Origin of the sequence: Agromyces sp. NPDC057679 (assembly GCF_042799635.1) — a bacterium.
GTDB lineage: Bacteria > Actinomycetota > Actinomycetes > Actinomycetales > Microbacteriaceae > Agromyces.
Window position 1 is genome coordinate 392,720 of sequence record NZ_JBHVIK010000001.1, and the last position, 24,384, is coordinate 417,103.

General features: G+C 72.0%; 23 protein-coding genes. 4 read left to right on the forward strand and 19 right to left on the reverse strand.

The genetic code is table 11. The annotated features are described in order from the left end of the window. Positions 1-16 precede the first annotated feature (16 nt). The 10 genes from wecB to ACFVAJ_RS01825 form a co-directional block, all read right to left on the reverse strand. Positions 17-1,084 (reverse strand): non-hydrolyzing UDP-N-acetylglucosamine 2-epimerase, encoded by a 1,068-nt coding sequence (gene wecB, locus ACFVAJ_RS01780; RefSeq protein ID WP_376941083.1) that lies wholly within the window; start codon positions 1,082-1,084, stop codon positions 17-19. 59 nt (positions 1,085-1,143) lie between these two features. After that, on the reverse strand, positions 1,144-2,241 hold the full coding sequence (locus ACFVAJ_RS01785; RefSeq protein ID WP_376941084.1) for a glycosyltransferase: 1,098 nt from the start codon (positions 2,239-2,241) through the stop codon (positions 1,144-1,146). Between the two features lie 10 nt (positions 2,242-2,251). Continuing rightward, on the reverse strand, positions 2,252-3,484 hold the full coding sequence (locus ACFVAJ_RS01790; RefSeq protein WP_376941085.1) for a hypothetical protein: 1,233 nt from the start codon (positions 3,482-3,484) through the stop codon (positions 2,252-2,254). 13 nt (positions 3,485-3,497) lie between these two features. Continuing rightward, positions 3,498-4,673, reverse strand: coding sequence for a glycosyltransferase family 1 protein (locus tag ACFVAJ_RS01795; protein WP_376941086.1), 1,176 nt, complete (start codon positions 4,671-4,673; stop codon positions 3,498-3,500). Then, positions 4,666-6,411 (reverse strand): ABC transporter ATP-binding protein, encoded by a 1,746-nt coding sequence (locus tag ACFVAJ_RS01800; RefSeq protein ID WP_376942454.1) that lies wholly within the window; start codon positions 6,409-6,411, stop codon positions 4,666-4,668. The genes ACFVAJ_RS01795 and ACFVAJ_RS01800 overlap by 8 nt, the downstream gene beginning before the upstream one ends. 90 nt (positions 6,412-6,501) lie before the next feature. After that, positions 6,502-7,704, reverse strand: coding sequence for a hypothetical protein (locus ACFVAJ_RS01805; RefSeq protein WP_376941087.1), 1,203 nt, complete (start codon positions 7,702-7,704; stop codon positions 6,502-6,504). Next, on the reverse strand, positions 7,697-8,860 hold the full coding sequence (locus ACFVAJ_RS01810) for a glycosyltransferase family 4 protein (protein WP_376941088.1): 1,164 nt from the start codon (positions 8,858-8,860) through the stop codon (positions 7,697-7,699). The genes ACFVAJ_RS01805 and ACFVAJ_RS01810 overlap by 8 nt, the downstream gene beginning before the upstream one ends. A gap of 2 nt (positions 8,861-8,862) precedes the next feature. Next, on the reverse strand, positions 8,863-9,849 hold the full coding sequence (locus ACFVAJ_RS01815) for a Gfo/Idh/MocA family oxidoreductase (protein WP_376941089.1): 987 nt from the start codon (positions 9,847-9,849) through the stop codon (positions 8,863-8,865). Further along, positions 9,849-10,949 (reverse strand): DegT/DnrJ/EryC1/StrS family aminotransferase, encoded by a 1,101-nt coding sequence (locus ACFVAJ_RS01820; protein WP_376941090.1) that lies wholly within the window; start codon positions 10,947-10,949, stop codon positions 9,849-9,851. The genes ACFVAJ_RS01815 and ACFVAJ_RS01820 overlap by 1 nt, the downstream gene beginning before the upstream one ends. Next, positions 10,946-11,554, reverse strand: a complete 609-nt coding sequence (locus ACFVAJ_RS01825; RefSeq protein WP_376941091.1) for an acyltransferase — start codon at positions 11,552-11,554, stop codon at positions 10,946-10,948. Before ACFVAJ_RS01825 ends, ACFVAJ_RS01820 begins: the two co-directional genes overlap by 4 nt. 68 nt (positions 11,555-11,622) lie before the next feature. Between ACFVAJ_RS01825 and ACFVAJ_RS01830 the strand changes: the two genes are divergently transcribed. Continuing rightward, positions 11,623-12,333, forward strand: a complete 711-nt coding sequence (locus ACFVAJ_RS01830; RefSeq protein WP_376941092.1) for a glycosyltransferase family 2 protein — start codon at positions 11,623-11,625, stop codon at positions 12,331-12,333. A 2-nt stretch (positions 12,334-12,335) separates the two neighbouring features. Next, positions 12,336-12,719, forward strand: a complete 384-nt coding sequence (locus ACFVAJ_RS01835) for a DUF2304 domain-containing protein (protein ID WP_376941093.1) — start codon at positions 12,336-12,338, stop codon at positions 12,717-12,719. Between the two features lie 9 nt (positions 12,720-12,728). Here the strand turns inward: ACFVAJ_RS01835 and ACFVAJ_RS01840 are convergent, their stop codons facing one another. From ACFVAJ_RS01840 to ACFVAJ_RS01855, 4 genes are all read right to left on the reverse strand, one after another. After that, positions 12,729-14,660, reverse strand: a complete 1,932-nt coding sequence (locus ACFVAJ_RS01840; protein ID WP_376941094.1) for a DUF6541 family protein — start codon at positions 14,658-14,660, stop codon at positions 12,729-12,731. After that, entirely contained in the window at positions 14,657-15,625 is a 969-nt protein-coding gene (gene galE, locus ACFVAJ_RS01845; RefSeq protein ID WP_376941095.1) for a UDP-glucose 4-epimerase GalE, read from the reverse strand. The genes ACFVAJ_RS01840 and galE overlap by 4 nt, the downstream gene beginning before the upstream one ends. A gap of 133 nt (positions 15,626-15,758) precedes the next feature. Further along, a complete protein-coding gene (locus ACFVAJ_RS01850) occupies positions 15,759-16,592 on the reverse strand; it encodes a glycosyltransferase (protein ID WP_376941096.1) in 834 nt (277 codons plus the stop codon). Further along, positions 16,589-17,539, reverse strand: a complete 951-nt coding sequence (locus ACFVAJ_RS01855) for a glycosyltransferase (protein WP_376941097.1) — start codon at positions 17,537-17,539, stop codon at positions 16,589-16,591. Before ACFVAJ_RS01855 ends, ACFVAJ_RS01850 begins: the two co-directional genes overlap by 4 nt. 167 nt (positions 17,540-17,706) lie before the next feature. Here ACFVAJ_RS01855 and ACFVAJ_RS01860 point away from each other — a divergent pair, with 167 nt between their 5' ends. Beyond that, on the forward strand, positions 17,707-18,846 hold the full coding sequence (locus ACFVAJ_RS01860; RefSeq protein ID WP_376941098.1) for a glycosyltransferase family 4 protein: 1,140 nt from the start codon (positions 17,707-17,709) through the stop codon (positions 18,844-18,846). A gap of 117 nt (positions 18,847-18,963) precedes the next feature. Here the strand turns inward: ACFVAJ_RS01860 and ACFVAJ_RS01865 are convergent, their stop codons facing one another. The 3 genes from ACFVAJ_RS01865 to ACFVAJ_RS01875 form a co-directional block, all read right to left on the reverse strand. Then, positions 18,964-20,337 carry an LCP family protein gene (locus ACFVAJ_RS01865; RefSeq protein ID WP_376941099.1) on the reverse strand — a complete coding sequence of 458 codons (1,374 nt, stop codon included), beginning with the start codon at positions 20,335-20,337 and terminating at the stop codon, positions 18,964-18,966. After that, positions 20,334-20,801 carry a 5-(carboxyamino)imidazole ribonucleotide mutase gene (purE, locus tag ACFVAJ_RS01870; protein ID WP_376942456.1) on the reverse strand — a complete coding sequence of 156 codons (468 nt, stop codon included), beginning with the start codon at positions 20,799-20,801 and terminating at the stop codon, positions 20,334-20,336. The genes ACFVAJ_RS01865 and purE overlap by 4 nt, the downstream gene beginning before the upstream one ends. 120 nt (positions 20,802-20,921) lie before the next feature. Further along, positions 20,922-22,040, reverse strand: coding sequence for a 5-(carboxyamino)imidazole ribonucleotide synthase (locus ACFVAJ_RS01875; RefSeq protein ID WP_376942458.1), 1,119 nt, complete (start codon positions 22,038-22,040; stop codon positions 20,922-20,924). A gap of 88 nt (positions 22,041-22,128) precedes the next feature. On the opposite strand from ACFVAJ_RS01875, the gene ACFVAJ_RS01880 reads away from it, so the two are divergent. Next, a complete protein-coding gene (locus tag ACFVAJ_RS01880) occupies positions 22,129-22,767 on the forward strand; it encodes a GtrA family protein (protein WP_376941100.1) in 639 nt (212 codons plus the stop codon). 66 nt (positions 22,768-22,833) lie between these two features. Here the strand turns inward: ACFVAJ_RS01880 and ACFVAJ_RS01885 are convergent, their stop codons facing one another. Together ACFVAJ_RS01885 and ACFVAJ_RS01890 are read right to left on the reverse strand one after the other, a co-directional pair. Next, positions 22,834-23,697: a DarT ssDNA thymidine ADP-ribosyltransferase family protein gene (locus tag ACFVAJ_RS01885; RefSeq protein ID WP_376941101.1), complete on the reverse strand. Its 864-nt coding sequence runs from the start codon at positions 23,695-23,697 to the stop codon at positions 22,834-22,836. Between the two features lie 128 nt (positions 23,698-23,825). Continuing rightward, positions 23,826-24,383, reverse strand: a complete 558-nt coding sequence (locus tag ACFVAJ_RS01890) for a PH domain-containing protein (RefSeq protein WP_376941102.1) — start codon at positions 24,381-24,383, stop codon at positions 23,826-23,828. Position 24,384: the final 1 nt, after the last annotated feature.

Below are 24,384 nucleotides of genomic sequence, written 5' to 3' on the forward strand. Positions count from 1 at the left end.
TGCCCGAGGACCGCCCTCAGCGTGCGCGGTCCGCCAGCACCTCGATCACACGGGCCGCGGCGCGGCCGTCGCCGTAGGGCGCGACGTCCGTCGGCTGCGGTGCGGGTCGGGTGACGCCCGCCGCGATCTCCTCGGCGGTGTCGACGAGGACGTTCCAGCCGAGATCGACCGTCTCGACCCACTCGGTCTCGGGTCGCACGGTGGTGCAGGGGACCCGCAGGAGGAACGCCTCCTTCTGCAGCCCGCCCGAGTCGGTCACGACGCCGGCGCTCGCCATGACCGACGCGATCAGGTCGGGGTAGGCGAGCGGTGCGTGCTGGACGAGCGCGCCCTGGGTCAGCGAGATCCCGGCAGCGGCGGCCTTCGCCACGACGCGCGGATGCGCGAGCAGCACCACGGGCTTGTCGAGCGCCGCGAGGCCGGCGACGACCTGCGCGAGGCGGGCGGGGTCGTCGGTGTTCTCGGCACGGTGGATCGTCGAGACGTAGTAGCCGCCCGGCTCGAGGCCCGACCCGGCCACGAGCGGCGACGGCGTCGAGGCGACGGCGTCCCGCACCTCATAGAGCACATCGGTCATGACGTCGCCGACGAGCACCGTGCGGTCGGCGAGCCCCTCGTTCGCGAGGTGCCCGACGGCGACCTCGGTCGGGGCGAGCAGGAGATCGGCGGCATGGTCGGTCAGCACGCGGTTGTGCTCCTCCGGCATGCGGCGGTTGAACGAACGGAGCCCGGCCTCGAGGTGGGCGACGGGGATGTGCAGCTTCACGGCGCTCAGAGCCGCCGCGATCGTCGAGTTCGTGTCGCCGTACACGAGCACCCAGTCGGGCCGGTGCTCGTCGAACACGGCGTCGAGCGCACCGAGCATCGCCCCGGTCTGCACGCCGTGCGATCCCGACCCCACGCCGAGGTGCACATCGGGCGCGCCGATGCCGAGGTCGTCGAAGAACACGTCGGAGAGCATCGGGTCGTAGTGCTGGCCGGTGTGCACGATGACGTGCTCCACCGATGCGGCGACGGTCGCCTTGTGGATCGGGGCGAGTTTCACGAACTGCGGTCGGGCGCCGACCACGCTGAGGATCTTCACGGGGTGCCATCCTAGCGCCGACACCCGGGGCATCCGTGAACGGAAGACGGATCGCGGGATCAGCGATCCGCGGCGCTCCCCCGGCGGCTCACCGCGATCGAGGCGAGTCCCCAACGGAGCGGCGCCTCCCTGGCGAGCGCCCACAGCGGATTCCGGGGCAGGAGGGACCCGAGGCTGCGCTGGCTCCCACGGGCGGCCGCCGCGGCGAGGAGGGAGTCGACCGGCGAGTCCGGGTCGGCGGCGAGCTCGACGAGACGACGGTCGATGCGCGAGAGCCGCTGGAGCGCCCGGGGTGCCGCCGCCGTCACGATCGCGACGGCGTCGGCGAGGTCCCGGCGGTCGGTCTCCGTCCACGACGACGACGTGCGGTTCAGCACGAGTCCGATGACATGCAGGCGGAAGAGCTTGCAGGCGACCGCGATCCGGGTCCGCCCGGGCAGTGCGCGGAACACCGGCCCCCCGACGAGCGGCGCGAGGAACGCGACATCCTCGCGCACCGGGCGGGCGGTCGAGGTGACGCGGACCTCCGCGTCGTCGTGCACGATGTACGCCGGCCCCGATGCGTCGTAGGCGACGGCGGCGCCCGAGCACCACAGGGCGGTGCTGAACGCGATGTCCTCCCCCGACCGCAGCCCGGTCGTGAATCGCAGCTCCCCGAACCGGGCGCGCGAGATGAGTCCCAGCGGTGCGTTGCGGTACGCGAGGCGGTCCGCGACCACCTCGAGGCCGACCCGGCGTCCGAGCCGTACCGGCGGCGACGGCACGGTGACCGGCGGCCGGGCGTCGTTGCGGATGCGGGCGATCACGACGTCGGCTCGGGTGCGCGACTGCAGCGCGAGCCACGAATCGATCGCCCCGGGCGCGAGCTCGTCGTCGGAGCCCATCACGGCGAAGAAGTCGGCGGTGGACGCGGCGATGCCGTGATTGAACGGGCCCGCAGGGCTCGGAATGCCGTCGTGCAGTTCGTGCACAGCGAGCCGGGGATGCCCCGACCACGGTCGCAGCCGTTCGAGGACCGGACCGGGCTCGGTGTTGTGGATCACGACGAGCGCGCGCGCCGTCGGCGACTGGGCGTCGATGACCGAGGCGACGGCGCGCTCGATGGCTCGCTCGGGCGAATGCACGGCGATGACGACGTCGACGGAGGGGGCGGGCATGACGACGACCCTATCCGTCGGCCCGATCGATCCAACCCGCTCGCAGCACCTCTGCGCTCATCCGCCCGTCGTGCACGAGTCGCACGAAGTCCCGGCCCGCGCTCACGAGGGCGGCCCGTCGATCGCCGTCGGCGGCAAGGCCCCGCAGCACGGTCTCGAGCGAGTCGGGCGTCGCCTCGACGAGCGGGGCGGGCCCGCCGGTCGCGCGTTCGATGTGCTCGCGGACGTGGGGCAGGAGGTGGGCGACGGTCACGCAGCCCGCTGCCATCGCCTCGCACGCCGCGACGCCGTAGGAGCCGAGGCGGAACTGGTCGAGCACGACATCGGCCTCGCTGAAGAACCCCGGCATCTCGGCATGGGGCACGCCTTCGATGCGGCGATAGGCGATGACGCCCTCGGCGTGCAGACGTTCGAGCACCGGCTCGATGAGGTGCGTGCCCTTGATCTTCGTCTTCGACGGCGCATGCACGACGCGCAGCGGTCCGTCGTGCGACGCGCGCGGCAGGGACCACCGGTCGAGGTCGACGACGACCGGGCACCAGTCGGCCCACGGCACGTCGTCGAGCAGGTCGGGGGTCGACACGAACACCGATGCACCGAGCTCGCGGAGGAGCGCGATGTTCGCGATCGCGTCCCGCTCGAGCTTGTCGGTGTAGAGGTCGTCGTCGAGGAACGGCGACCACGGCGTGGCAGCGGCATGCCGCGACGGCACGCGCACATCGGTGCCGTGCCCGATCATCGCGATCGAGAGCCCCCGCGAACGGAGCTCGGCCGCCTCGCGGCGGACGTCGCGCCCGAAGAGCCGTCCGAAGAGCGGTCGCTCCGCCTCGAACAGCACATGGCTGAACCGGGTGACGGCGTCGAGCTCGGCCCGCTGCCACTCGGCCGATCGCGCGTAGACGCCTGTCGGCACGACGGTGTCGGCCTCGAAGCTGAACCCGCCCGGCACGTCGACGGCCATGTTCGCGGCGCCGATGCGCTCACTCGAGCGGGTGAGTGCCTGCGCCCACTCGTGCCCCTGGCCGGCGTAGTTCGTGGGCCCGATGTAGACGCGGACCGGCGCGTCGGGGGCGGGAGTCGGCGCCGGGATGTCGGCGGCGTTCACGGGCCCCGTCGCACGCACCGCGAGCCGACCCCAGAAGCCGTCGGGGTGGTCGGCGACGTGGTCGATCGCGAGGTTGACGAATCGCGGAAGGCGGTGGCGGTCGCGCAGTACCGCACCCATCATCGACTGCAGGCCCACACCGATCCCCTTCTCATCGCTCCGTCACCGGTGCCGTGCGGCCGGCGTCGACGATGCGCCGCACCGCGGCCTCCCAGACGTGCTGCTGCCGTTCCGCCGAGAGCCGACCGGCGGCGGCGTCGGCGTGCTGCTTCCACGCGGCGACCTCGTCGACGGCGAGCCGGTCGAGGATCTTCACGAGATCGGCGACCTCCGTGCCCGGCACGACCTCGCCGATCCCCTCTTCGCGGACCATCGCGGACATCTCGGGCGCGGGCCCGACCAGGATGCCGAGGCGGGCCTGCGCGAAGTCGAACAGCTTGTTCGGGAGGGCGTTGACCGAGTTGAAGCCGCGCATGACCGGCATGTACACGCCGAGGTCGTAGCCGTTCAGCGCCTCGACCAGCTCGTCGTACGGCAGCGGCTCGCGAATCACGACCCTCGAGCCGCTGCGCCCGGCCAGCGCGCGGAGCTCGTCCATGTACGCGGGCGGGCCCGGCACGAGGAACAGGTCGAGCGTGAGGTCGGAGCTCGTCGCCGCGACCGCCCCGATGATCGTCTCGAGCCCGCGCGTCCGATCGGCGACCCCGCTGAAGACGAGTCGCACGGGCTCGGTCACCGGTCCGGGGCGCAGGTCCTTGCCGGGACTCGCGTTCAGCACGAGCTCGGGTTCGAAGCCGAAGCGTCGCGCGTACTCGGCGGCGATGCGCCGGCCGACGGTCGTCGTCGATGCGGCGCGGGCGGCGTACCGCCGGCAGAGCCACGAGTAGTACGGGCCTCTGAACAACATCCACTTGCGGTCCTCGTCGCGAAGCCGCGGCCAGTACTCATGCAGGTCGAGATGGACCCGCGACGGCGGGAAGTGCTTCATCGCCAGCGGTGCGGTGTCGAGGTCGTTCGCGAGCACGACGTCGAACGCGCGCCCCTCGAGGAGCGCGTCCGCTTCGCGGACGTCGCTGTTGGACCAGTACAGACGCCGGTAGCGACGGAGCACCGTGCGCACCTCGCCGAGGAGGCGACCGGCTCGCGTGGGCCGCGGCGCCGACGCCCGCGTGATCTCGAGGTGCTCGACGTGGGGATGCGGCGAAGGACCGAATCCGCACGTCGTGACCTCGTACTCGCGCGCGAAACCGCGGATCTGCTTCAGGACCCGTGCGTCGCTCGCGAGCGGTGAGAGCGACAGGATCAGCATCCGGGGCCGCTCAGGCATCGTTGACCTCCAGTCCGGCGAGTCGCGCCTGCTGACGGAACTCGGGGACGCGCCGCTGCAACTCGTCGAAGGCACCCGTGTCGACCACGCGACCGTCAGCGAGGTAGGCGATGCGATCGAAGGTGCGGATCGTCGAGAGCCGGTGGGCGACCGAGATCACGGTCACCTCGCCCCGCAGGCCGCGGATGGCCTTGGCGACCGACTCCTCCGTGCGGCCGTCGAGGGCGCTCGTGGCCTCGTCGAGCACGAGCACCCGCGGCGCCGCGTAGAGGGCGCGCGCGATGCCGAGTCGCTGCCGCTGGCCGCCGGAGAGATCGAGACCGCGTTCGCCGACCGCCGTGTGGATTCCGCCCCGCTGGGCGATGAACTCGGCGAGCTGCGCCCGCTCGAGCGCGGCGTCGACCCGCTCGTCGTCGATGTCATCGCCCCAGGTGAGCGCCACGTTCTGCGCGACGCTGCCGGCGAAGAGCGCGACGTGCTGGGGAACGTACGCGACCGAGGATCGCCACGCGCGGGTGGCGGCAGAGACGTCCACACCGTCGATGCGAACCGAGCCCGACGACGGCGCGGCGAGCCCGAGCAGGATGTCGATGAGCGTCGACTTGCCGGCGCCCGACGGCCCCGCGACGCCGAAGGTCGACCCGAACGGGATCTCGAGCGAGACGCCGTCGAGTGCGGGGCGCTCGGCGCCCGGATACGCGAAGTGCACGTCGTCGAGCACGAGCTTCGAAGGGGACTCGGGCAGCACCGCGGTGTCGGCCGGCTCCTTCTCGTGCACGGCGTGCGCGGCCGAGCCGATGTCGTCGATCACGTTCTCGGCGTGCACCACGTTGGCGGCGGCCTGCGTCAGCGCGCCCTGCACACCGGTGATCGCCGGAATCAGCCGGAACCCGGTCACTGCGAACAGCGCGACCGCGGCGACCGCCGAGTCGAGGCCGCCGGTGAGGTAGGAGACGCCCCCGATCAGCAGGAGCCCGCCGATGAGCGCCGCCTCGATCACGTACTTCGGCACGATGGCGAGGAACGAGATGTTCGCACGCGCCCGGGTGGCGTGCGAGCGGAGCCCGCGCACCATGTCGCGGACCTCGCCGAGTCGGCCGCGGAGGGTGACCTCCTTGAGCGCTTCGACCAGCTCGGTGATGACGGCGGCGGCGCGGTAGGCGTACTCGCGGTTGACCCGTCCGGCGACGAGTGCCTTGCGCGAGATGACCGCGAAGAGCAGGTAGGCGATGATCCCGAGGTACACCGTGACGACGATCGCGCCGATCGGCTCGGAGACGACGAGCACGAGGCTCACCGCCGCGAAGGTGAGGATGTTCGCGGGGATGCCCGAGAGCGGGAGGAGGAAGCCCATGATGGTGTTCGCGATGCCAGAGTCGGCGACGCGCGTGATGTCCGACGTCGTCTTCGCCGAACGCTCCGTCCAGGCGAGTTCGGTGTACCCGGCGAGCAGCCGGTCGCCGACCTCGAGCTCGTACCTGGCGAAGCGCCGCGTCGCGCGCCAGTGCAGGAACACGGCGATCACGCCCTTGACGACGATGAGCGCGCACGCGATGAGGATGAACCAGACCGCCGACTCCGGCGGGAACTCCCCGAACAGCGGCAGCACGACGGGCGAGCCCGAGAGCGTCGGCGCCAGGACGAGCGACAGCAGGCCCATCGACACGATGTCGAGCGCGCTGAGCGAACTCGTCGCGACGATGTAGGCGAAGTAGAAGCCGTAGGCGCCGTGCGGCATGAGCCGCAAGACCCGTCTCGCGACGGCGAACATCGACAGCAAACGGGTCCCTCCGGATTCTCGCCGACCCGAGCGGGTGGCGAAGCCAGCCTAGTACCGGGCGCCTGTGACGCCGCCGACGAGGAACTCGCGCAGCACCGCGGCGGCCGCCTCGTCGCCGTGCGCCCGACGCACGAACGAGGGGCCCGCGGCGGCGATCGCCGCGTAGTGCGCGCGCCGATCGGCGATGTCGCGCAACACGTCTTCCAGCGAGTCGGGATCGGCCTGGACGATGGGCGGTTCCTCCCCGACCACGGATGCGACGTGCTCGCGCACGTCATCGCTCAACCGGGCGACGACGAGACGCCCGGCCGCCATCGCCTCGATCGACGTCGTCGAGTAGATGCCGAGCCGGAACTGGTCGAGGACGACGTCGGCGGCCGCGTAGCGATCGCGCATCTCGCCCGCCGGCACCCCCTCGACGCGCGCGTAGTCCACGAGTCCCTCGGCCTGGAGTCGCTCGAGCGCCGGCTCCACGAGTGCGCTGCCCTTGATGACCGCGTTGGTCGGGGCGTGCAGCACGCGCACTCGTGCCGCCTCGAGGACGGGCGCGTCGGTCGCCCAGTCGTCGGGCTCGACGAGGTTCGGCAGCCAGCGGGCGCCGGGCGCGTCGGCGAGCAACTCGGGCGTCGCCACGAAGACCGGGAGGTCGAACTCGTCGATGATCCGGGCGTTCTCCGCCGCGACCGCTTCGAGCGTCTCGCGCAACTCCCAGCTCTCGTCGCCGAACGGCGACCACTCGCTGTCGGCGACGTGCCGGCTCGGGAGGCGCAGGTCGCTGCCGTGCGAGATGAAGCCGACCGAGATGCCGGCGTCGAGCATCGACCGCACCTCTCGTCGCACGTCGCCCGAGAACCGGCGCCCGAGGATCGGCCGCTCGGCCTCGACGAGCACGTGCGTGAAGCCGCGCACCGCGCGCCACTGCCCGTCGCTCCAGCGTCGCGAGCGTGCGACGACGCCCGCGGGCACGGATGCGTCGGCGGCGAACCCGCCGTTCGGTCCGGTGAACTGCAGGTTCATCGCAGCCACGCCGGGGATCCTCCCGGCCGCCCGGGCCCAGCGACGGCCCTGCGCCGCGTAGTTGGCCGGGGCGATGAGCAGGCGCACCGCTCCCTCGGGTGCCTGGATGGGGCGCGGCACATCGCCCGGACCGTACCCGATCACCCTGGAGAACGCGCGCTCGGCGACCGTATCGGGCAGCGCGAGCACCGCTCGACCGGCCAGTCGTCGCGCCGCGGCGACGGGACTAGGCATCGTCCGCCCGCCGGGCGGCGCCGCGCACGACCTCGGCGGCGGATCCCGCCCTGGCCTCGGACGACGCGCGCTCGCGCGCCCAGGTGCCGAGTGCCCGCCGCGCCTCGTCCGACGGGTCGTGCGCGAACGCCTCGAGCATCGCGGCGGCCACGGTCTCGGCGTCGTAGACGACCGACGTCCCGATCCGCTCGGCCTCGACGTATTCGGCGCCCGTCCCGACTCCGGCGAAGATCACCGGCGTCCCCGACGCCGCGGAGGCGAGCACCTTCGTGGGGAGGGCGAAGTCGTAGCCCTGACCCGGCTTCAGGCTCACGAGACCGGCGCGCGCCGAGCGCAGCCAGGCCGCCGCCTCGTGCGGCGGGACGGATTCGACGAATCGGACGGCATCGGGTGCGATCTCCGCCGCGAGCCCCTTGAGCGCGGACCAGGCGCTGCCCTGTCCCACGAAGGCGATCGTCGCATCCGGCATCGCCTCGAGCACCCGCGGCATCGCGCGGATGAACACGTCGGCTCCCTGCCATTCACTCGTCGTTCCGGCGTAGACGCCCCATGCCGGCTCGTCGCGACGCGGGCCGTCGGGGGTGAAGACACGCGTGTCGATCCCGTTCGGCACGACCGTGACGTCGGCCCGCGGTGCGAGTTCGCGAACCTTCGCCGCGACGCCGTCGGTCACCGCGATGACCGCCGAGGCGCCGCGGAGAGCGCGCCGTTCCAGCCAGCGCACCGCGCCGACCACGGCGGCAGGGGCGTTCGTCGACTCCGTGGCGTCCGACCAGACGTCGGCCGCGTAGTACACGTACGGCGTGCGGCGCATCGCGCAGGCGATGCGCATGAAGAACCCCGTCGTCGGCGGGGGCTCGATCACCACCGCATCCGAGCGACGGGCGAACAGGAGTCTGAAGAAGGCCGGGACGTCGAAGCTCAGGTACTGGAGGTAGCCGCGCACGTATCCCGCTCGATCGCGGAGCACCGGTGCACGTCGGACCCGGACACGCGGGTCCGTCGGCGAATCGGCCTCGAGGCCGCGCGGCGGGCGCACCGTGACCACGTCGACCTCATCGCCGCCGCGGGCGAACGCCTCGACGAGCGCGGCGAGACGGAACGATGCGGCCGCAGGTTCGGGCTCGTAGATGCGGGTGACGACCGAGACGCGCATCGTCAGATGACGACGGTCTCCGCCGTGCGGGCGGATTCGAGCGCGGCCTCGACGACCATGAGCGTGCGCAGTCCCTGTTCCATCGTGACGACTTCGCTCGGCCGCCCGAGCACGGCGTCGCGGAACGCCTCGTGCTCGACCCGGAGCGGCTCCCGCTTGGCGAACGCGAACCGGGTGACATCGCCCTCGGAGACCCCGCGGAATGCCGAGATCGACTCCCATTCGAGCGGGAAGGTGCCGTTCGCGTGGAAGGTCAGGTCGCCGGTCGCGGTGTCGGCCACGAAGGCGCCCTTCTCACCGGTCACGATCGTCAGCCGCTCCTTCATCGGGCTCAGCCAGTTCACGAGGTGGTTCGTGATCACGCCGTTCGCGAGCCTGCCGGTCGCGGCGATCATGTCCTCGTGCTCGCGTCCGCTGCGGTACGTGGTCTGCGCCGAGACGGAGACGTAGTCGCTCTGCGCGACCCACGCCGTGAGGTCGATGTCGTGCGAGGCGAGGTCCTTGCCGACGCCGACGTCCGCGATCCGGGCGGGGAACGGCCCCTGGCGACGTGTGGCGATCTGGAACACCTCGCCGGCGTCGCCCTGGGCGATACGGCGACGCAGCTCCTGGAGCGCGGGGTTGAAGCGCTCGATGTGTCCGACCGCGCCGACGAGCCCCGCGTCGGTGAACGCAGCGGTCATCCGGCGCCCGGCCTCGACCGAGTGGGCGATGGGCTTCTCGACGAGCGTGTGCACGCCGGCGGCCGCGAGCTTCAGCGCGGCATCCTCGTGGAACTGCGTCGGAACCGCGACGACCGCGAGGTCGACGCCCGCATCGATGAGCGACTCGATGTCGGGGAGGATCGGCAGTTCGCCCGCGACGCCGTGGGGGTCGCCACCGGGATCGGCGATCGCGACGAGGTCGATGCCGTCGACGTCGCGCATGACGCGCGCGTGGTGCCGACCCATCATGCCGACGCCGAGGAGGCCCGCTCGCAGCGCGGCCATCAGGCGCCCGCCCCGGCCACGGCGTTGACGGCGTTCACGATCCGGTCGAGCTCCGCCTGGCCGAGCGAGGGATGCACGGGCAGGGAGACGACCTCGGCAGCCGCGCGCTCGGTCTCGGGCAGGTCGAGGCCCGGGGCGTACCGTTCGAGCGACGCGAGCCGATGGTTCGGAATCGGGTAGTACACGCCGGATCCGACGTTGTGCTCCTCGCGGAGCGCCGCCGCGAAGCCGTCGCGGTCGTCGGCGACGCGGATCGTGTACTGGTGGTAGACGTGCTTCGCGCCGGGCGCGACCGGGGGCACCGTCACGCCGCGCAGCTCGCGGTCGAGGAATGCCGCGTTCGCACGTCGAGCCTCCGTCCACCCGTCGATCTTGGTGAGCTGCACGCGGCCGATCGCCGCGTGGATGTCGGTCATCCGGGCGTTGAACCCGATCACCTCGTTCGCGTACTGGCGCTCCATGCCCTGGTTCCGCAGGAGACGCATCATGCGCTCGATCTCCGGCGTCGCGCACGACACCATGCCGCCCTCGCCGCTCGTCATGTTCTTCGTCGGGTAGAGGCTGAACATCGCGAAGCTGCCGAACGTGCCGACGCGCCGGCCGTCGAGCTCGGCGGCATGCGCCTGCGCCGCGTCCTCGAAGACGGCGATGCCGTGCTTGTCGGCGACGGCTCCGAGCTCGTGCATCGCGGCGGGGTGCCCGTACAGGTGCACGGGCATGACCGCGGCGGTGCGCGGGGTGATGGCCGCCTCGACGGCCTCCGCGCTCAGCGTGAACTGCTCGGGCTCGATGTCGGCGAAGACGGGCGTGGCGCCGGACAGCGCGACCGAGTTCGCGGTCGCGGCGAACGTGAACGACGGCACGATGACCTCGTCGCCCGGGCCGATGCCCGCAGCGAGGAGCCCGAGATGGAGGCCGGAGGTGCCCGAGTTCACGGCGACGCTCACGCGTCCGCCGGCGATGACCTCGGCGAACTCGGCCTCGAAAGCGGCCACCTCAGGGCCCTGGGCGACCATGCCGGACCGGAGCACGCGATCGACGGCCTCCCGCTCCTCGTCGCCGATGATGGGCTTCGCCGGTGGGATGAAAGCCTCGGTCATGCGTCTGATTCTCCTCTGAGATTGCCGTCGATCAGTCGATAGCGTTCCCCGGTGGCGGGGCACGTGAATCCGTCTGAAGTCTCTTCGAGCCGCCGACCCGACCGGCCGACCCACCCGATCTGTCGTGCAGGGACGCCGGCCATGAGCGCGTGCGGCGGGACGTCCTTCGTCACGACCGCGCCCGCGGCGATCGTCGACCACGCCCCGATCGTGACCGGGGCGACGCACACGGCGCGGGCTCCGATCGCCGCACCGCGCTCCACGGTGACGCCGACGGCCTCCCAGTCGTCGGCGCTCTTCTGCGAGCCGTCGGGGTTGATCGCGCGCGGGTAGGTGTCGTTGGTCAGCACGACCGCGGGCCCGATGAAGACGCCGTCGGCGAGCTGCGCCGGCTCGTAGACGAGCGCGTAGTTCTGCACCTTGCAGTTGTCGCCCAATCGCACGCCGGTGCCGATGTAGGCGCCGCGGCCGACGACGCAGTTCTCGCCGAGCACGGCGCCTTCGCGCACCTGGGCGAGATGCCAGATCGAGCTGCCCGACCCGATCACCGCGGTGTCGGCGACGTCGGCCGAATCGACCACCCGCACATCGGGGGTTCTCTTCACGGGCTCCTCATTCCGTTCGACTGCCGGGACCGAAGATCAAGCGTAACGCCTTCTGACAGAATGGCCTGATGGACTCTTCCTCGGTGCACCCCCCCGAGAGCCCCCGACGACACGCCTCCGACACCACGATCGTGATCCCCCTCTACAACGAGGCTCCGGTCATCGGCGGCGTGATCGAGGGGCTCCAGGCGCACTTCGACCACATCGTCTGCATCGACGACGGCTCGAGCGACGGGTCGGCCGAGGCGGCTCGCGCAGCGGGCGCCCGCGTGCTCCACCATCCGTTCAACCTCGGGCAGGGGGCCGCGCTCCAGACGGGCATCTCGTACGCGCTGACGCTCCCGCACACGAGGTTCATCGTGACCTTCGACGCCGATGGGCAGCACCGCGTCCAGGACGTCCTCGAGATGCTCGATCTCGCCGACCGCGACGACGTCGCGATCGTCTTCGGCTCGCGCTTCCTCGACAAGCGCACGAACCCGGGCATCATCAAGCGCGTCATCCTGAAGACGGCCGTCTGGGTGACCAACATGACCACCGGGCTGCGCCTCACCGATGCGCACAACGGTCTCCGCGTCATCCGTGCCGATGCCGCATCGAAGATCACTCTCGAACAGGACCGCATGGCCCACGCGACCGAGATCGTGCTGAAGCTCGGCCGCACCGGCCTCCCGTGGCGCGAGTATCCGGTCGAACTCCTCTACACCGACTACTCGAAGGCGAAGGGCCAGTCCGTGCTCAACTCCGTGAACATCCTCGTCGACCTGCTGGTGCGCTGACCATGATCATCCAGATCCTCCTCGTCATCGGCGTCATCGCCGTGGGCCTGTTCCTCGCGCGCCCCACGGGCGGCGACCGCCACCTGGCCCTCCGTCGCCTCTTCATGGCCCTGTTCGTGCTCGTCGCCGTCATCTCGATCCTGTTCCCCCAGTGGCTCAGCTGGCTCGCGAACACGATCGGCGTCGGACGCGGCGCAGACCTGCTCCTCTACGCGCTCGTGCTCGCCTTCCTCATCACGGTGGCGACGAGCTACCGCCGGAACGTCGCGACGAACCGCCGCATCACGCAGCTCGCTCGCGAGATCACGCTCTCGCGCGCCGCTGCGGAGGATCGCGACGCCGGGGAGCAGGCGCCCGGCACGGAGCGCGCCGGGCGTCCGGAGTGACCCTTCTGCTCAGTCGCAGGCGGTGATCCGGTAGAGCACGAGGTCGCCCTCGCGGTCGACCTCCTCGAAGCCCGGTGCGGTGTCGAGATCGAGCAGGCCCTCCATGCCGACCCGGCTGTCGACGGTGAGCTTCTTCTCGTCGTTCCTGATGAAGTCGCCGAAGTCGAGTGCCCATCGAACGTCGAGATCGCGCACGGCGTCGCAGACGGCGGGGTCGCTCGCCGCATCGCGCAGTCGGGCGTTCACGAGAAGCTGCTCGGGCGACTTGGGAGAGTTGAAGTGCGGGTTGAGCACCCGCTGATCGGCGAGTGCGTACGCCAGGTTCGTTCCCGTCCACGGGTTCCCCACCAGGGTGCCTTCGAGTCCGGTGTGCTCCGGGAGCCGCTCGATGAGGCGCCGCTCGGAGTTCGTGAGGATCGGCGCGTCCTCGGTCATGCGGAATGCGCGCTCGGCGGAGTTCCGTGCCGTGCCCATCGCCGGCACCTGCACGGCGACGAGCGACGCCAGCGCCACGACGGCGATGAGCACCCGCACGTGCGGCTTGGCGACGCGGCTCCGGACGAACCGCCAGACGGTCACGGCGCCGTAGCTCGCGAGCGGGATGCAGGTCACTGCGAACACGGCGGCGAGTCGCGGCGGGTCCTTGTAGAACAGCCCGAGCAGCGAGTCGCGCACGAGCGGGTGCTGGATGGCGTCGGCGACGTAGTAGAGCACTGCACCCGTCGCCCACATCCCGACCAGCGCGAGGCGACGACGGCGGATGAGCGCGAACACGAGCCCCAGTGCGGCGAGCAGCGCGACGCCGATCGAGGCCGGGGCTCCGTACCTGAAGTGCAGGGCGACCTGCAGCGCCCCGGCACGGGGGCCCACGATCGGGTCCCACGGCGCGTACTGGCCCATCCGGCCGACGACGACCCAGGCGACCACGAATGCCACCAGCGCGAGCGACGCGACGACGGCGAGCACGACCCGTCGGCGCAGCGGCGTCCCGGGCGAGCGGAACGCACGTCGCACGACCACGCCGATCGCCGCCGGGACGGTGACGGCGATGGCCGCGAAGACGATGGCCGGCTGTGCCAGGGCGATGGCGAGCCACACGACGAGGAGCAGGATGATGCGACGGGGGCGACTCAGGCCGAGTGCGCTGCCCGCGCCGAGGAGCGACAGCTGGAGGGCGACCGCGATCGGCAGCAGTGCGAGCGCGAGGAAGAACGGGTACAGCACCCCGAACGTCAGCATGAGCATCGGGAACCACGGGAGCAGCGACGCGATGATCGCCGCGCTGTAGGTCGCGGCCAGGTTGCCGCCGAAGACCGTTCGTGAGAGCAGCAGCACCGCGCCCGGCCACACCAGTGCCAGCACGACCAGGTTCGTGGCGTTCACGCCGACCGGGATCGACGCCCCGGTGGTCGCGACCACGAGGGAGACGAGGTCGTGCCACGCCGCGGGATACACGCCCGTACTGTCGATGACACCGGCGAGCGTGAGGGTCGAGCCGTCGGCGGTGTCCAGGATGTGGCGGACGGCGTTCATGTGGAAGCCGTTGTCGAACGTCTGCGAGATCGCGGCCGGGTGCACGAGCGCCCAGGCGAACAGGCCGGCGCACGTCACGCCGGCGATGACCCAGGCGATCACGACGTGGCGGGCGCCGTGGTCGCGCGGCGGCGCGCTCGGCGCTCGACGGAGCACCCGCGTCAGCACGCCCACGAGGAGCGTGATGCCGACGAGGGCGATGCCGACGGTCCAGGGGTTCCAGGGCAGCCCGACGCGCTCGAGCAGCACGGCCAGGCTCGCGATCGCGCCGATCGACGCGGCGGGACCGATGCCCCAGGCGACGAGCCCGCGAGCGCCGAGCGCGTACGTCATCGCGACGCCGGGGAGCACGATCCAGCCGGCGGCGGCGAGGAGCGCGGGGACGAGGTCGATCCAGGCGGCGTTCACGCGGCACCGGCCCGGGCGGCGACGGCCGAGGTCACGATCTGATCGAGGCCGAGGCCCGCACGCCAGCCGAGCTCGTCGGCGATGCGCGTGACATCCGCGACGACGTGGGCGGGGTCGCCTGCACGCGCAGCCACGACCTCGGCGGGGACCGGCCTGCCGAGCGCGGCGGAGACCTCGTCGAGTATCTCGATCACCGAGGTGCCGACGCCGCGACCGACGTTGTAGACGGTGTGCCCGGGTGGGACCGCGTGCAGCCGGTCGAGTGCGACGAGGTGCGCCTGCGCGAGGTCGAGCACGTGCACGTAGTCGCGCACGCCGGTGCCGTCCGCGGTGTCGAAGCCGGTGCCGTAGACCTGCGGCGTCAGGCCGCGTTCGATGCGGTCGAGCACGATCGTCAGCAGGTTGGCGACGGCTCGGTCGCCGAGGTCGGGCCATCCGGCGCCCGCGACGTTGAAGTACCGCAGGCTCGTGGCGCGCAGCGGGGTCGCCCGTGCGACGTCGGCGATGAGCCATTCGGAGACGAGCTTCGACTCGCCGTACGGGTTGATCGGATGGACGGCCGACCGTTCGGTGACGAGTGGCGCCGCCTGCTCGCCGTAGACCGCGGCGGTCGAGGAGAAGACGAGACGTTCGACCCCCGCGCGGCCCATCGCCTCGAGCAGGTTGGCCGTGCCGCCCACGTTCTCCCGGTAGTACCGGATCGGCTGCTCGACCGACTCGGGCACCTTCTTCTTGGCAGCGAGGTGGAAGACGGCCTCGACGTCGTGCCGGGCGATCGCCGCGGCGATCGCGTCGACCGCATCGTGCGCGGCCAGGTCGATCGGCTCGATCGCGGCATCGCCGATCCGTCCGGCGTCGCCGGAGGACAGGTCGTCGAGGACGACGACGCGATCTCCGCGCTCCTGCAGCAGCCGAACGATGTGGGCGCCGATGTACCCGGCACCTCCGGTGACCATGACACTCACTGCGACTCCTCCGGAACCCCGTCCGTGGGTCCCCGGATATCCTAGACGGCCGCTCCTGAACGTCTCGCAGCGGCGGGCGGATCGGATGCCGCGGTCCGGCCGGTCCCCTCGCCGGGTGCGCGGGAGACCCCGCTCAGTCGATCGACCCGCCGCCGGCGATCAGCTTGCGGTACGCGACCTTCCGGACCCCTTCGGGGACGAACCGGTAGACGCCCCGCACGGTCACGTTCCGCAGGTACTCCCACCGGCTCGTGAAGCGGATCCTCCGCAGGGCACGCTGCAGCTGCAGCTCGCTGCGCCACTGCGCCTTCCCGCCGCGGCGCGCGTAGGCGCCCGCGCCGACGCGGTACATCACGAGCGGTTCGACGAGGTTCTCGACGGATGCCCCGGCGTCGATCATCCTCGCGAACAGCCAGTAGTCCTCCATCAGCCCGAGGGGCTGGTAGCCGCCCGCCCGTTCGACCGCGCTCCGCCGGTACATGACCGTCGGGTGGCTGAACGGGTCGTGGAAGCGGGCGTAGCGGGCGATCTCGTCGTGCCCGGTGCGCGGGGTGCGCCGGCCCACGATGGCGCCGCCGTCGTCGAGGAACTCGAACATGCCGGTGCCGAGCAGGTCGACGCCGCCCTCGACGACCGGGAGCTGGCGGGCGAAGCGCTCGGGCAGCGAGATGTCGTCGGCGTCGATGCGGGCGACGATCTCGTGCTCGCAGAGGCCGAGCCCGAGGTCGAGCGCACGGGCGAGTCCGACGTTCTCGTCGATGACATGCCGGGTGACGGGTACCGGGCTCGCGTCGACGACCCGGTCGATCGCGGCGGCGAGCTCGTCGCCGACCGGGCCGTCCTGCACGAGGACGACCTGCGACGGCTTGACGGACTGCTCCCCGACGCTCGAGGTGAACGCCTTGGCGAAGTGCGCGGCGTCGTCGCCGCGGTAGACGGGCATGAGCAGCGAGAAGTCCGCGCTCATGCAGGCTCCACCTGCACCACGGCGTCGCTCGCGCGACCGAGGCCGGCGAGCGCCGTCGCGTTGGGTCGCGGCCGGGTGCGGGTGCCGTCGCGGTAGCCCCGGCGCCAGCCGTCGCGGAGCACCGTGCGATCCTCGGAGCGCGCGAAGGTGCGGATCCAGCGACGGACGCTCGACGCGCCGTACACCGCCTTCTCGAACGGGCCGAGGCTCTGCGATCGCCGGAACATCCACAGCTTGTTGCGCACCTCGTAGTAGAAGCGCGGCCCCGGGTCGGCGTCGGTGGCGCCGAGCACCTTCGTCTTGTGCACGACGACGGAGGCGGGCACGTGCAGGCCGCGCCGCCCGCGCAGGGCCCGCGTCGAGTACTCGAAGTCGTCGTTCCAGATGAAGTAGTCGGCGATGGGCAGGCCGATCTCGCGCACCACGTCGGCGCGCACGAGCATCGAGACGAACGAGGTGCTGCGAATCGGGATGCCGCCGCGGCGCGCCGCGGCGACGCGCTCGTCCTTGCCGACGAAGGGCTTCTCGCGGGGGGTGTTCATCGGGTGCTCGGTGCCGTCGTGCCAGACCACACGGGACCCCGCCACGACGTGGTCGGTGCCGTCGACGGCGTTCAGGAGCTCGGCGAGCGCCCCCTCCGTCGGCACGGTGTCGTCGTCCATCAGCCAGAGCCAGTCGGGCTCGTGGTCGGCGAGGGCGACCGCCATGCCCGCGGCGAAGCCGCCGGCGCCGCCGGTGTTGCGCGGCAGGGTGACGAGATCGACGAGGTCGCCCGCGGCGCGTGCGACGTCGGCCGAGGCATCCGTGGAGGCGTTGTCGACGACGACGACCTTCGCGAGCGCTGCGCGCTGCGCGCCGAGCGCGTCGAGGACCTCGGCGAGGAGCTCCGCCCGGTTGTAGGCGACGACGACGGCGACGACGCGCGGTGGCACTGGTGACGGACTCATCGACTCTCGCTGATCTCGGGAAGGCGCCCCGGACTCTCGGGAAGGCTCCCCACTATCTTGCCCTGTCCCCGGCCGCGAGCTTTCCACAGCGGCGGCCCTCACGCCCGATTCTCGGGGAGCGGACGATAGATTGGGTGATTCGACCGTACGACACTCGAAGGAGGGGCATGCCCACGACGCTTCGGATGATCGTCGACCAGGTGGTCGCACCGGTACCCGGCGCGCTCGGCCGCTACACGCAGGCACTCACGACCTGGCTCATCGACACCGCCCCTCCGGGGTGCGAGGTCGAGGGGGTCGTCTCGTCGTCGCTGCCGAGCGACTACGAGCTGGTGCTCGAGCGCTTCCCGGGCCTGTCCGGGCTCTACAAGTCGAGCCTCGCGCGACGCGAGCTGGTCGCCGCGTGGCAGTTCGGGCTCACGACCTCGCCGGGCGGCGGCATGATCCACGCGCCGAGCCTCTTCGCGCCGCTGCGCCGGCACGACGCCGCTGCGGGGGTCGACCAGACGGTCGTCACCGTGCACGACCTCCTCGCGTGGACCCACCCCGAGTCGCTCACGACGACCACGGTCGCGTGGAACAAGGCCATGATGAAGCGCGCGCGCAAGCACGCCGATGCGATCGTGGTGCCGACGCACGCCCTCGCGGAGCGGCTCGCGATGGTCGCCGACTTCGGCGACCGGGTGCGGGTCATCGGCACCGCCCCGCGCGTCGGCCTGAAGCTCCCCCGCGACGCCGCGGACCGCGCGGCACGCTTCGCGCTGCCGCGCGACTACCTCGTCACGGCCGGGTCGCTCGACCCGCGCAACGGCGTCGTCGACCTGCTCGAGGCACTCGGTCGCCCCGACTCCCCCGACATCCCGGTCATCGTGCTCGGTCCCGAGAACTGGGGCGAGCTGCATCTCGCGACGGTCGCCGAGGAGGCCGGGGTCCCGCGCGGCCGGGTCAGAGCGCTCGAGCTCGACGACCCCGCCGATCTCGCCACGGTGCTCTCGGGCGCCACCGCGTTCGTCGCGCCGAGCCACGACGAGGGCTCGGGCACCTCGCTCATCGAGGCGTTCAGCCTGGGCGTCCCCGTGATCCACTCCGACACCCCCGCATACGTCGAGGTCGGCGCGGAGGCCGGGCGCGCCGTCGCCGTCGGCGGCGGTGCGGGCTACGCCGAGCGCCTCGCGGCGGCGATCACCGCGGTCGTCGAGGACTCAGCGCTCGCCGATCGCCTCTCGATCGCCGGAACCGACCGGGCGCAGGCCTTCACCTGGCGCGACTCGGCCGAACGCGTCTGGCAGCTGCACGCCGACCTCTGAGCGGTCGGGGCCGGCGACTCGTCGAGCGGGGCCGCGGGCGACGGCGCGCGTCCTGCATCCCGCGCACGGCCGTGCGCCGGCGCACCGCAGTGCGCGCCGGCGCGACCGCGCTCGCGACTACTCCGCCGGCTCCTCCGTCGCGGGCGGTGCGATCGCCTCGGCGACGAGCTGGCGGATGTACTCGTAGTCGGGGTCGGCCGGGTCGATGCCGTTCTCGGGCGTCAGCTCGACGTGCCCCATCGGCAGCTCCTTGGTCTTCATCGCGAGGCCGACGAAGTAGCCGAGCATCGACTGCGGCACGTCGGTCTTCACGGTCTCGGCACCGGCCGAGGCGACCTCCTGGAACTTCGCGAGCACGTTGGTCGGCGTGAACTGCCGCAGGATCGCCTCCTGCAGCACCCGCTGACGCGCCATCCGCTCGTAGTCGCCGCCGGCGACGCCGTAGCGCGCGCGGCCGTACCAGAGCGCGTGATAGCCGTTGAGGTGCTGCTGGCCCGGCTCGATCCAGCCGTCGACGCCGTTGTTGTCCTCGTCGCCGCCGATCGGGATGCGGGTCTCGACGTTGATGTCCACCCCGCCGAGCGCGTTGATGAGGGCCTCGAAGCCCTGCATGTCGATGAGCGCGTAGTACTGGATGTCGAGTCCGGTGATGCCGGACGCCGCGTCGCGCACGCCCTCGATGCCGGGCTCGGACCCCTCGGCGACGGCGTTCGGATACATCTCGGGGCTCTTCAGCTCGACCTCGGTGTACACCGAGTTCAGCTGGCAGACGTCGACCTCGCAGCCGTCGATCGCGCCATAGCCCTCGGGGTAGACCTCGGCGAGCGGCGAACCCTCGGGGAACGGGAAGTACTCGAGGTCGCGGGGCAGGCCGATCGTGACGGCCGAGCCGGTCTCGGCGTCGATCGAGACGATCGACATGCTGTCGGGGCGCATTCCCTCGCGGTCGGGACCCGAGTCGCCGCCGAGCAGCAGGATGTTGTAGCGCCCGTTCTCGTCGGGCGGCTCGGTCGGGCCGGCGACGAACATCGACGAGATCACGCCGCCGGTCGTCGTGGCGAGGTAGGCGCCGTAGGCCGCGGTGCCCGAGACCAGCACCATGACGACCGTGGTGAGCCCCGCGATCCAGCCGCGCGCCGACGGCGAGGTCTTCACGATCCGCACGAGCCGCAGCGTGTCGAGCGTGAGCACCACCCACAGCACGGCGTAGAAGGCGAGCACGAGGGCGACGAGCCACAGGGTCCACGGCGTCGAGGCGATCGTGAACAGCGCGATGCGCCAGAACAGCCACGACAGCAGGGCGAGCACGGCGAGCACCCACAGCACGAGGGTCGCGCCCAGCCCGAAGCGTCCGAGCCGCCGGTTGCCGGCGAGCACCTGCGGCGCCCCGGGGATGAGGAAGTTGAGCACGACGAGCCACCAGCCGCGACGGGTCATCACGGTGCGCGAGGCGACATCCGGGTACCGGATGGGGCTTGCTGCGAGGCTCATCGCGACTGCTTCAACCGTTCGTTCTTCTCCTCGACGAGCGCGGCGAGGTCGCGCGCGTAGCGGTCGAGGGCTTCGGCGATCGTGGGGTCGGATGCCCCGAGCACGCGTGCGGCGTAGAGTCCGGCGTTCTTCGCTCCGCCGATCGCCATGGTCGCGACGGGGATGCCGCCGGGCATCTGCACGATCGAGAGCAGCGAGTCGAGGCCGTCGAGCTTCGCGAGCGGCACGGGCACGCCGATGACGGGCAGCGTCGTGACCGAGGCGAGCATGCCGGGCAGGTGCGCTGCGCCGCCGGCGCCGGCGATGATGACCTTCAGGCCGCGGGCGGCCGCCTCCTTGCCGTAGGCGATCATCTTCTCGGGCGTGCGGTGCGCCGAGACGACCTCGACCTCGTGGGCGATGCCGAACTCGTCGAGCACTGCGGAGGCCTCGCGCATGACGTTCCAGTCGGAATCGGAACCCATCACGACGCCCACGAGGGGGCTGGTGTTCGTCTCAGTCACTTGATCGAGTGTACGGCCGCGTGCTGGGAGATGCCCGCAACGACACCGCGGCGCGACCCGCACGGGCCGCCGTCGGCCGGATCAGTCCTGGAAGAACGCGGCCGCGGCGCGCGCCTCGTACACGACCGAGTCCAGATCGTCGCCCGTCGCCGTGACGTGGCCGATCTTCCGGCCGGGGCGGGGCGCCTTGCCGTAGTTGTGCACCTTGACCGTGGGGTGACCGGCGAGCGCCTCCGCGTAGCGGTCGGTCAGCGCACCCTCGGCCGGGCCGCCGAGCACGTTGACCATGACCGACCAGTCGCCGTGGCTGCCGGTGGCGCCGAGCGGCAGGTCGAGGACCGCGCGCAGGTGCTGCTCGAACTGCCCGGTCGTCGATCCGTCCATCGACCAGTGGCCGCTGTTGTGCGGGCGCATGGCGAGCTCGTTCACGAGGATGCGGTCGTCGGTGGTCTCGAAGAGCTCGACGGCGAGCACCCCGGTGACGCCGAGCCCCTCGGCGATCGTGATGGCGACCTCGGCAGCGACGTCGGCGAGGCGGCCCGCCGAGCGGGGCGCTGGCGCGATGACCTCGCTGCAGACACCTCCGACCTGCACCGTCTCGACGACCGGCCAGGCCGCGATCTCGCCGCTCGGTCGGCGTGCGACGAGCTGCGCGAGCTCTCGGCGGAAGTCGACGAGCTCCTCGACGAGCAGCGCGCCCTGCCGGCCGTCCTCGACGATCGTCGTGAACCATTCGGCGACCTCGGCGGCGCTGCGCACCACGCGGACGCCCTTGCCGTCGTACCCGCCGCGCGGCGTCTTCACGACCGCGGCGCCGCCGTGCTCGGCGATGAACTCGTCGAGCTCCTCCGCCGTCTCGACGCGCGCCCAGTCGGGCACCGGGAGGCCGAGCTCGGAGAGCCGCTCCCGCATGACGAGCTTGTCCTGCGCGACGGCCAGCGCCTCGGGGCCGGGGTGCACCGCGATGCCGGCGTCGACCATGGCCCGGAGCACGTCCTGGGGGACGTGCTCGTGGTCGAAGGTCACGACGTCGACGGTCTTCGCGAACTCGAGCACGGTCGCCGTGTCGGTGTAGTCGCCGACACGCTCCGCGGCGATCTCGGCCGCCATCCCGTCGTGTTCGGCGAGCACTCGGAGGTCGACTCCGAGTTCGATCGCCGCGGGAACCATCATTCGGGCCAGCTGTCCGCCGCCGATCACTCCGACCCGCACCCCGTGCACTCCATTCGTCGTCGTGCGCCCGAACGGCGCCCAGTCCAGTCTAGGCGGCGCGGAATAGGATGTGTCGGTGTCCACCAGCATCGCCGACGTCGCCGCCCGCCTGTGGCACGGGCTCCTGGCGTACGCGGTGAAGTTCGGCGTCGTCGGCCTCATCGGGCTCGTCATCGACGTGGCGCTCTTCAACGCCCTCCGGCTCGGCCTCGCGGGCGACGACACGTGGGCGCAGTCGGCGATCGGCGCGAAGACGATCTCGACGAGCGTCGCGATCGTGTTCAACTGGCTCGGCAACCGCTACTGGACCTTCCGGAGGCACCGGCGCCGCAACTACCTGCGCGAGTTCGCCGAGTACGTCATCGTCTCGCTCGGCGGCATGGCGATCTCGCTCGCCTGCCTGTGGGTCAGCCACCACCTGCTCGGCTACACCACGCTGCTCGCCGACAACATCGCCACGAACGTCGTCGGCCTCGGGCTCGGCACGGCGTTCCGCTTCGTGCTGTACCGGTACTGGGTGTTCGGGCACCATCGCGCCGACGGCCTCTCGACGCTCGCGCGCGTCGAGGAGGCCCAGCGCACCCTCTTCGAGGAGCCGGATGCCCCGGCGCCGGCGGATGCCGCGGACGTCGTGGCCGAGGCATCCGCACCGGAGCCCGACGCGGTCGCGCGCCCGCGCCGGCCCGCCCACTCGACGAAGGCGGGCCGACCGTAGCGGGTCAGTCTCCGTCGAGCTCGATCTCGCATCGCGCAGCCTGGAACCACGGCCGACCGTAGCGGGTCAGTCTCCGTCGAGCTCGATCTCGGCCGGCTGGAACCACGGCGGGTAGACCGCGACCTTGGCGCGGACGCCGACCGCGGCGAGTGCCGCCCGCACCCGGTCGCGCACCTTGTCGTTGCCGACGGCGATGAGCGCGATGCGCTCGAGCGGCACCTCGCCGCGGGCGAGGAACTCGGCCGTGCGGAGGCGCGCGGTCTCGTCGGCGTGCACGAGGCGCCGCAGCAGCCGCTCGACGTCGGGCCACTCGATCGCGAGCTCGGCGCCGGGCAGCGCCGCGTCGGTGTCGCTGACGATGACGGCGCCGGGCTCGGTGAGCGCGCCGCGGGCGGCGGCGACCGATCCGACGAGGATGACGTGGTCGGCCGCAGGGCGGAGCACGGCGTCGTCGCGGAGGCGCGGGTCGGGGCTGGCGGTGCGCACGGCGTCCCAGACGAGCGCATCGGGCGTGAGCAGGAAGGGCACGTAGTCGGCGAGGGTCGCGTCGACGCCGGGGACGGACTGCTGCCGGCGGAACTCGCGGACGGCGGGCGCCGCGACGTCGACGGCGGGGTTGGCCCCGCCCGCGTCGGAGAGGATCGCCCCGGCGCCGAGGATGCGGCCGAGGTTGTCGAGGTGCGTGACGTGGTAGATGCGGATCGTGCCGACCTCGACGGGCGGCGCCGTGAGGGGACGGCCCGTGAGCGTCGGTGCGGCGCGGCCGGCGCCCGAGGAGGCGGTGCGCGTGGAGGCCGTGGCAGTCCGTGCGCTGCCGCGGGTCGATCCGCGGACCGGTGCGGTCGCCGTGACCTTCTGCTCGGGCTCCTTCGGGGGGAAGCACGTGGCGCAGAGGCCGTCATCGAAACCGTGGATGCATTCGTCGCCCAAAGGGGAACCTCTCGTCGCGCGGCTCGCACTCGGGGGCGTGCGAGAACCGACGGACAACTTTACGCGCTCCGGCGGGGTTCCGCGGCCGGGTCGGGATGGGCGTCCGGTTCGGTCGGCGCCGGGATCGGTCAGCGCCCGCCCCAGGCGACGGTGTCGCCGTCGAGCAGGGTCGCGGCGGCGGGCCCGCGCGTCGCCGGACCGTGGGCGGTCTCCATGAGCTCGTGGAGCGCGGCCTGCACGAGCTGCGGCTTCGGCAGGTCGCGGAGGACGACGGGGCGCTCCTGGCCGACGTCGATCCGGACGTCGCCCGAGCCGAAGAGGCTCTGGCCCGGGGTCTTGCGGACGCTGACCTCGCGGACCCTGGCGTGCACGACCTCGTTGCGCACGCGCACGAAGACGCCTCGGCGCATGATGATGCGCCGCGTCGTGATCGTCGTGCGGCCGGTGAGCCAGGCCAGGTACGGCAGGAGGCAGGCGAGGACGACGACGAGCAGCGCTCCCCCGAGGAGCGCGAGCAGCTGCCAGAGCTCGCCCACGAACCCCAGCGCGTACCCGGTGCCCGCGGCGACCGCGACGAGCACGATCACCGGCAGGATGAGCACGCGCGCATGGCGTCGCAGCCTCGCGACCACGCGCTCGGCCGGCGGTGCGGTCGGCGCGGCGGCAGACGCGTCGGCTCTCGTCATA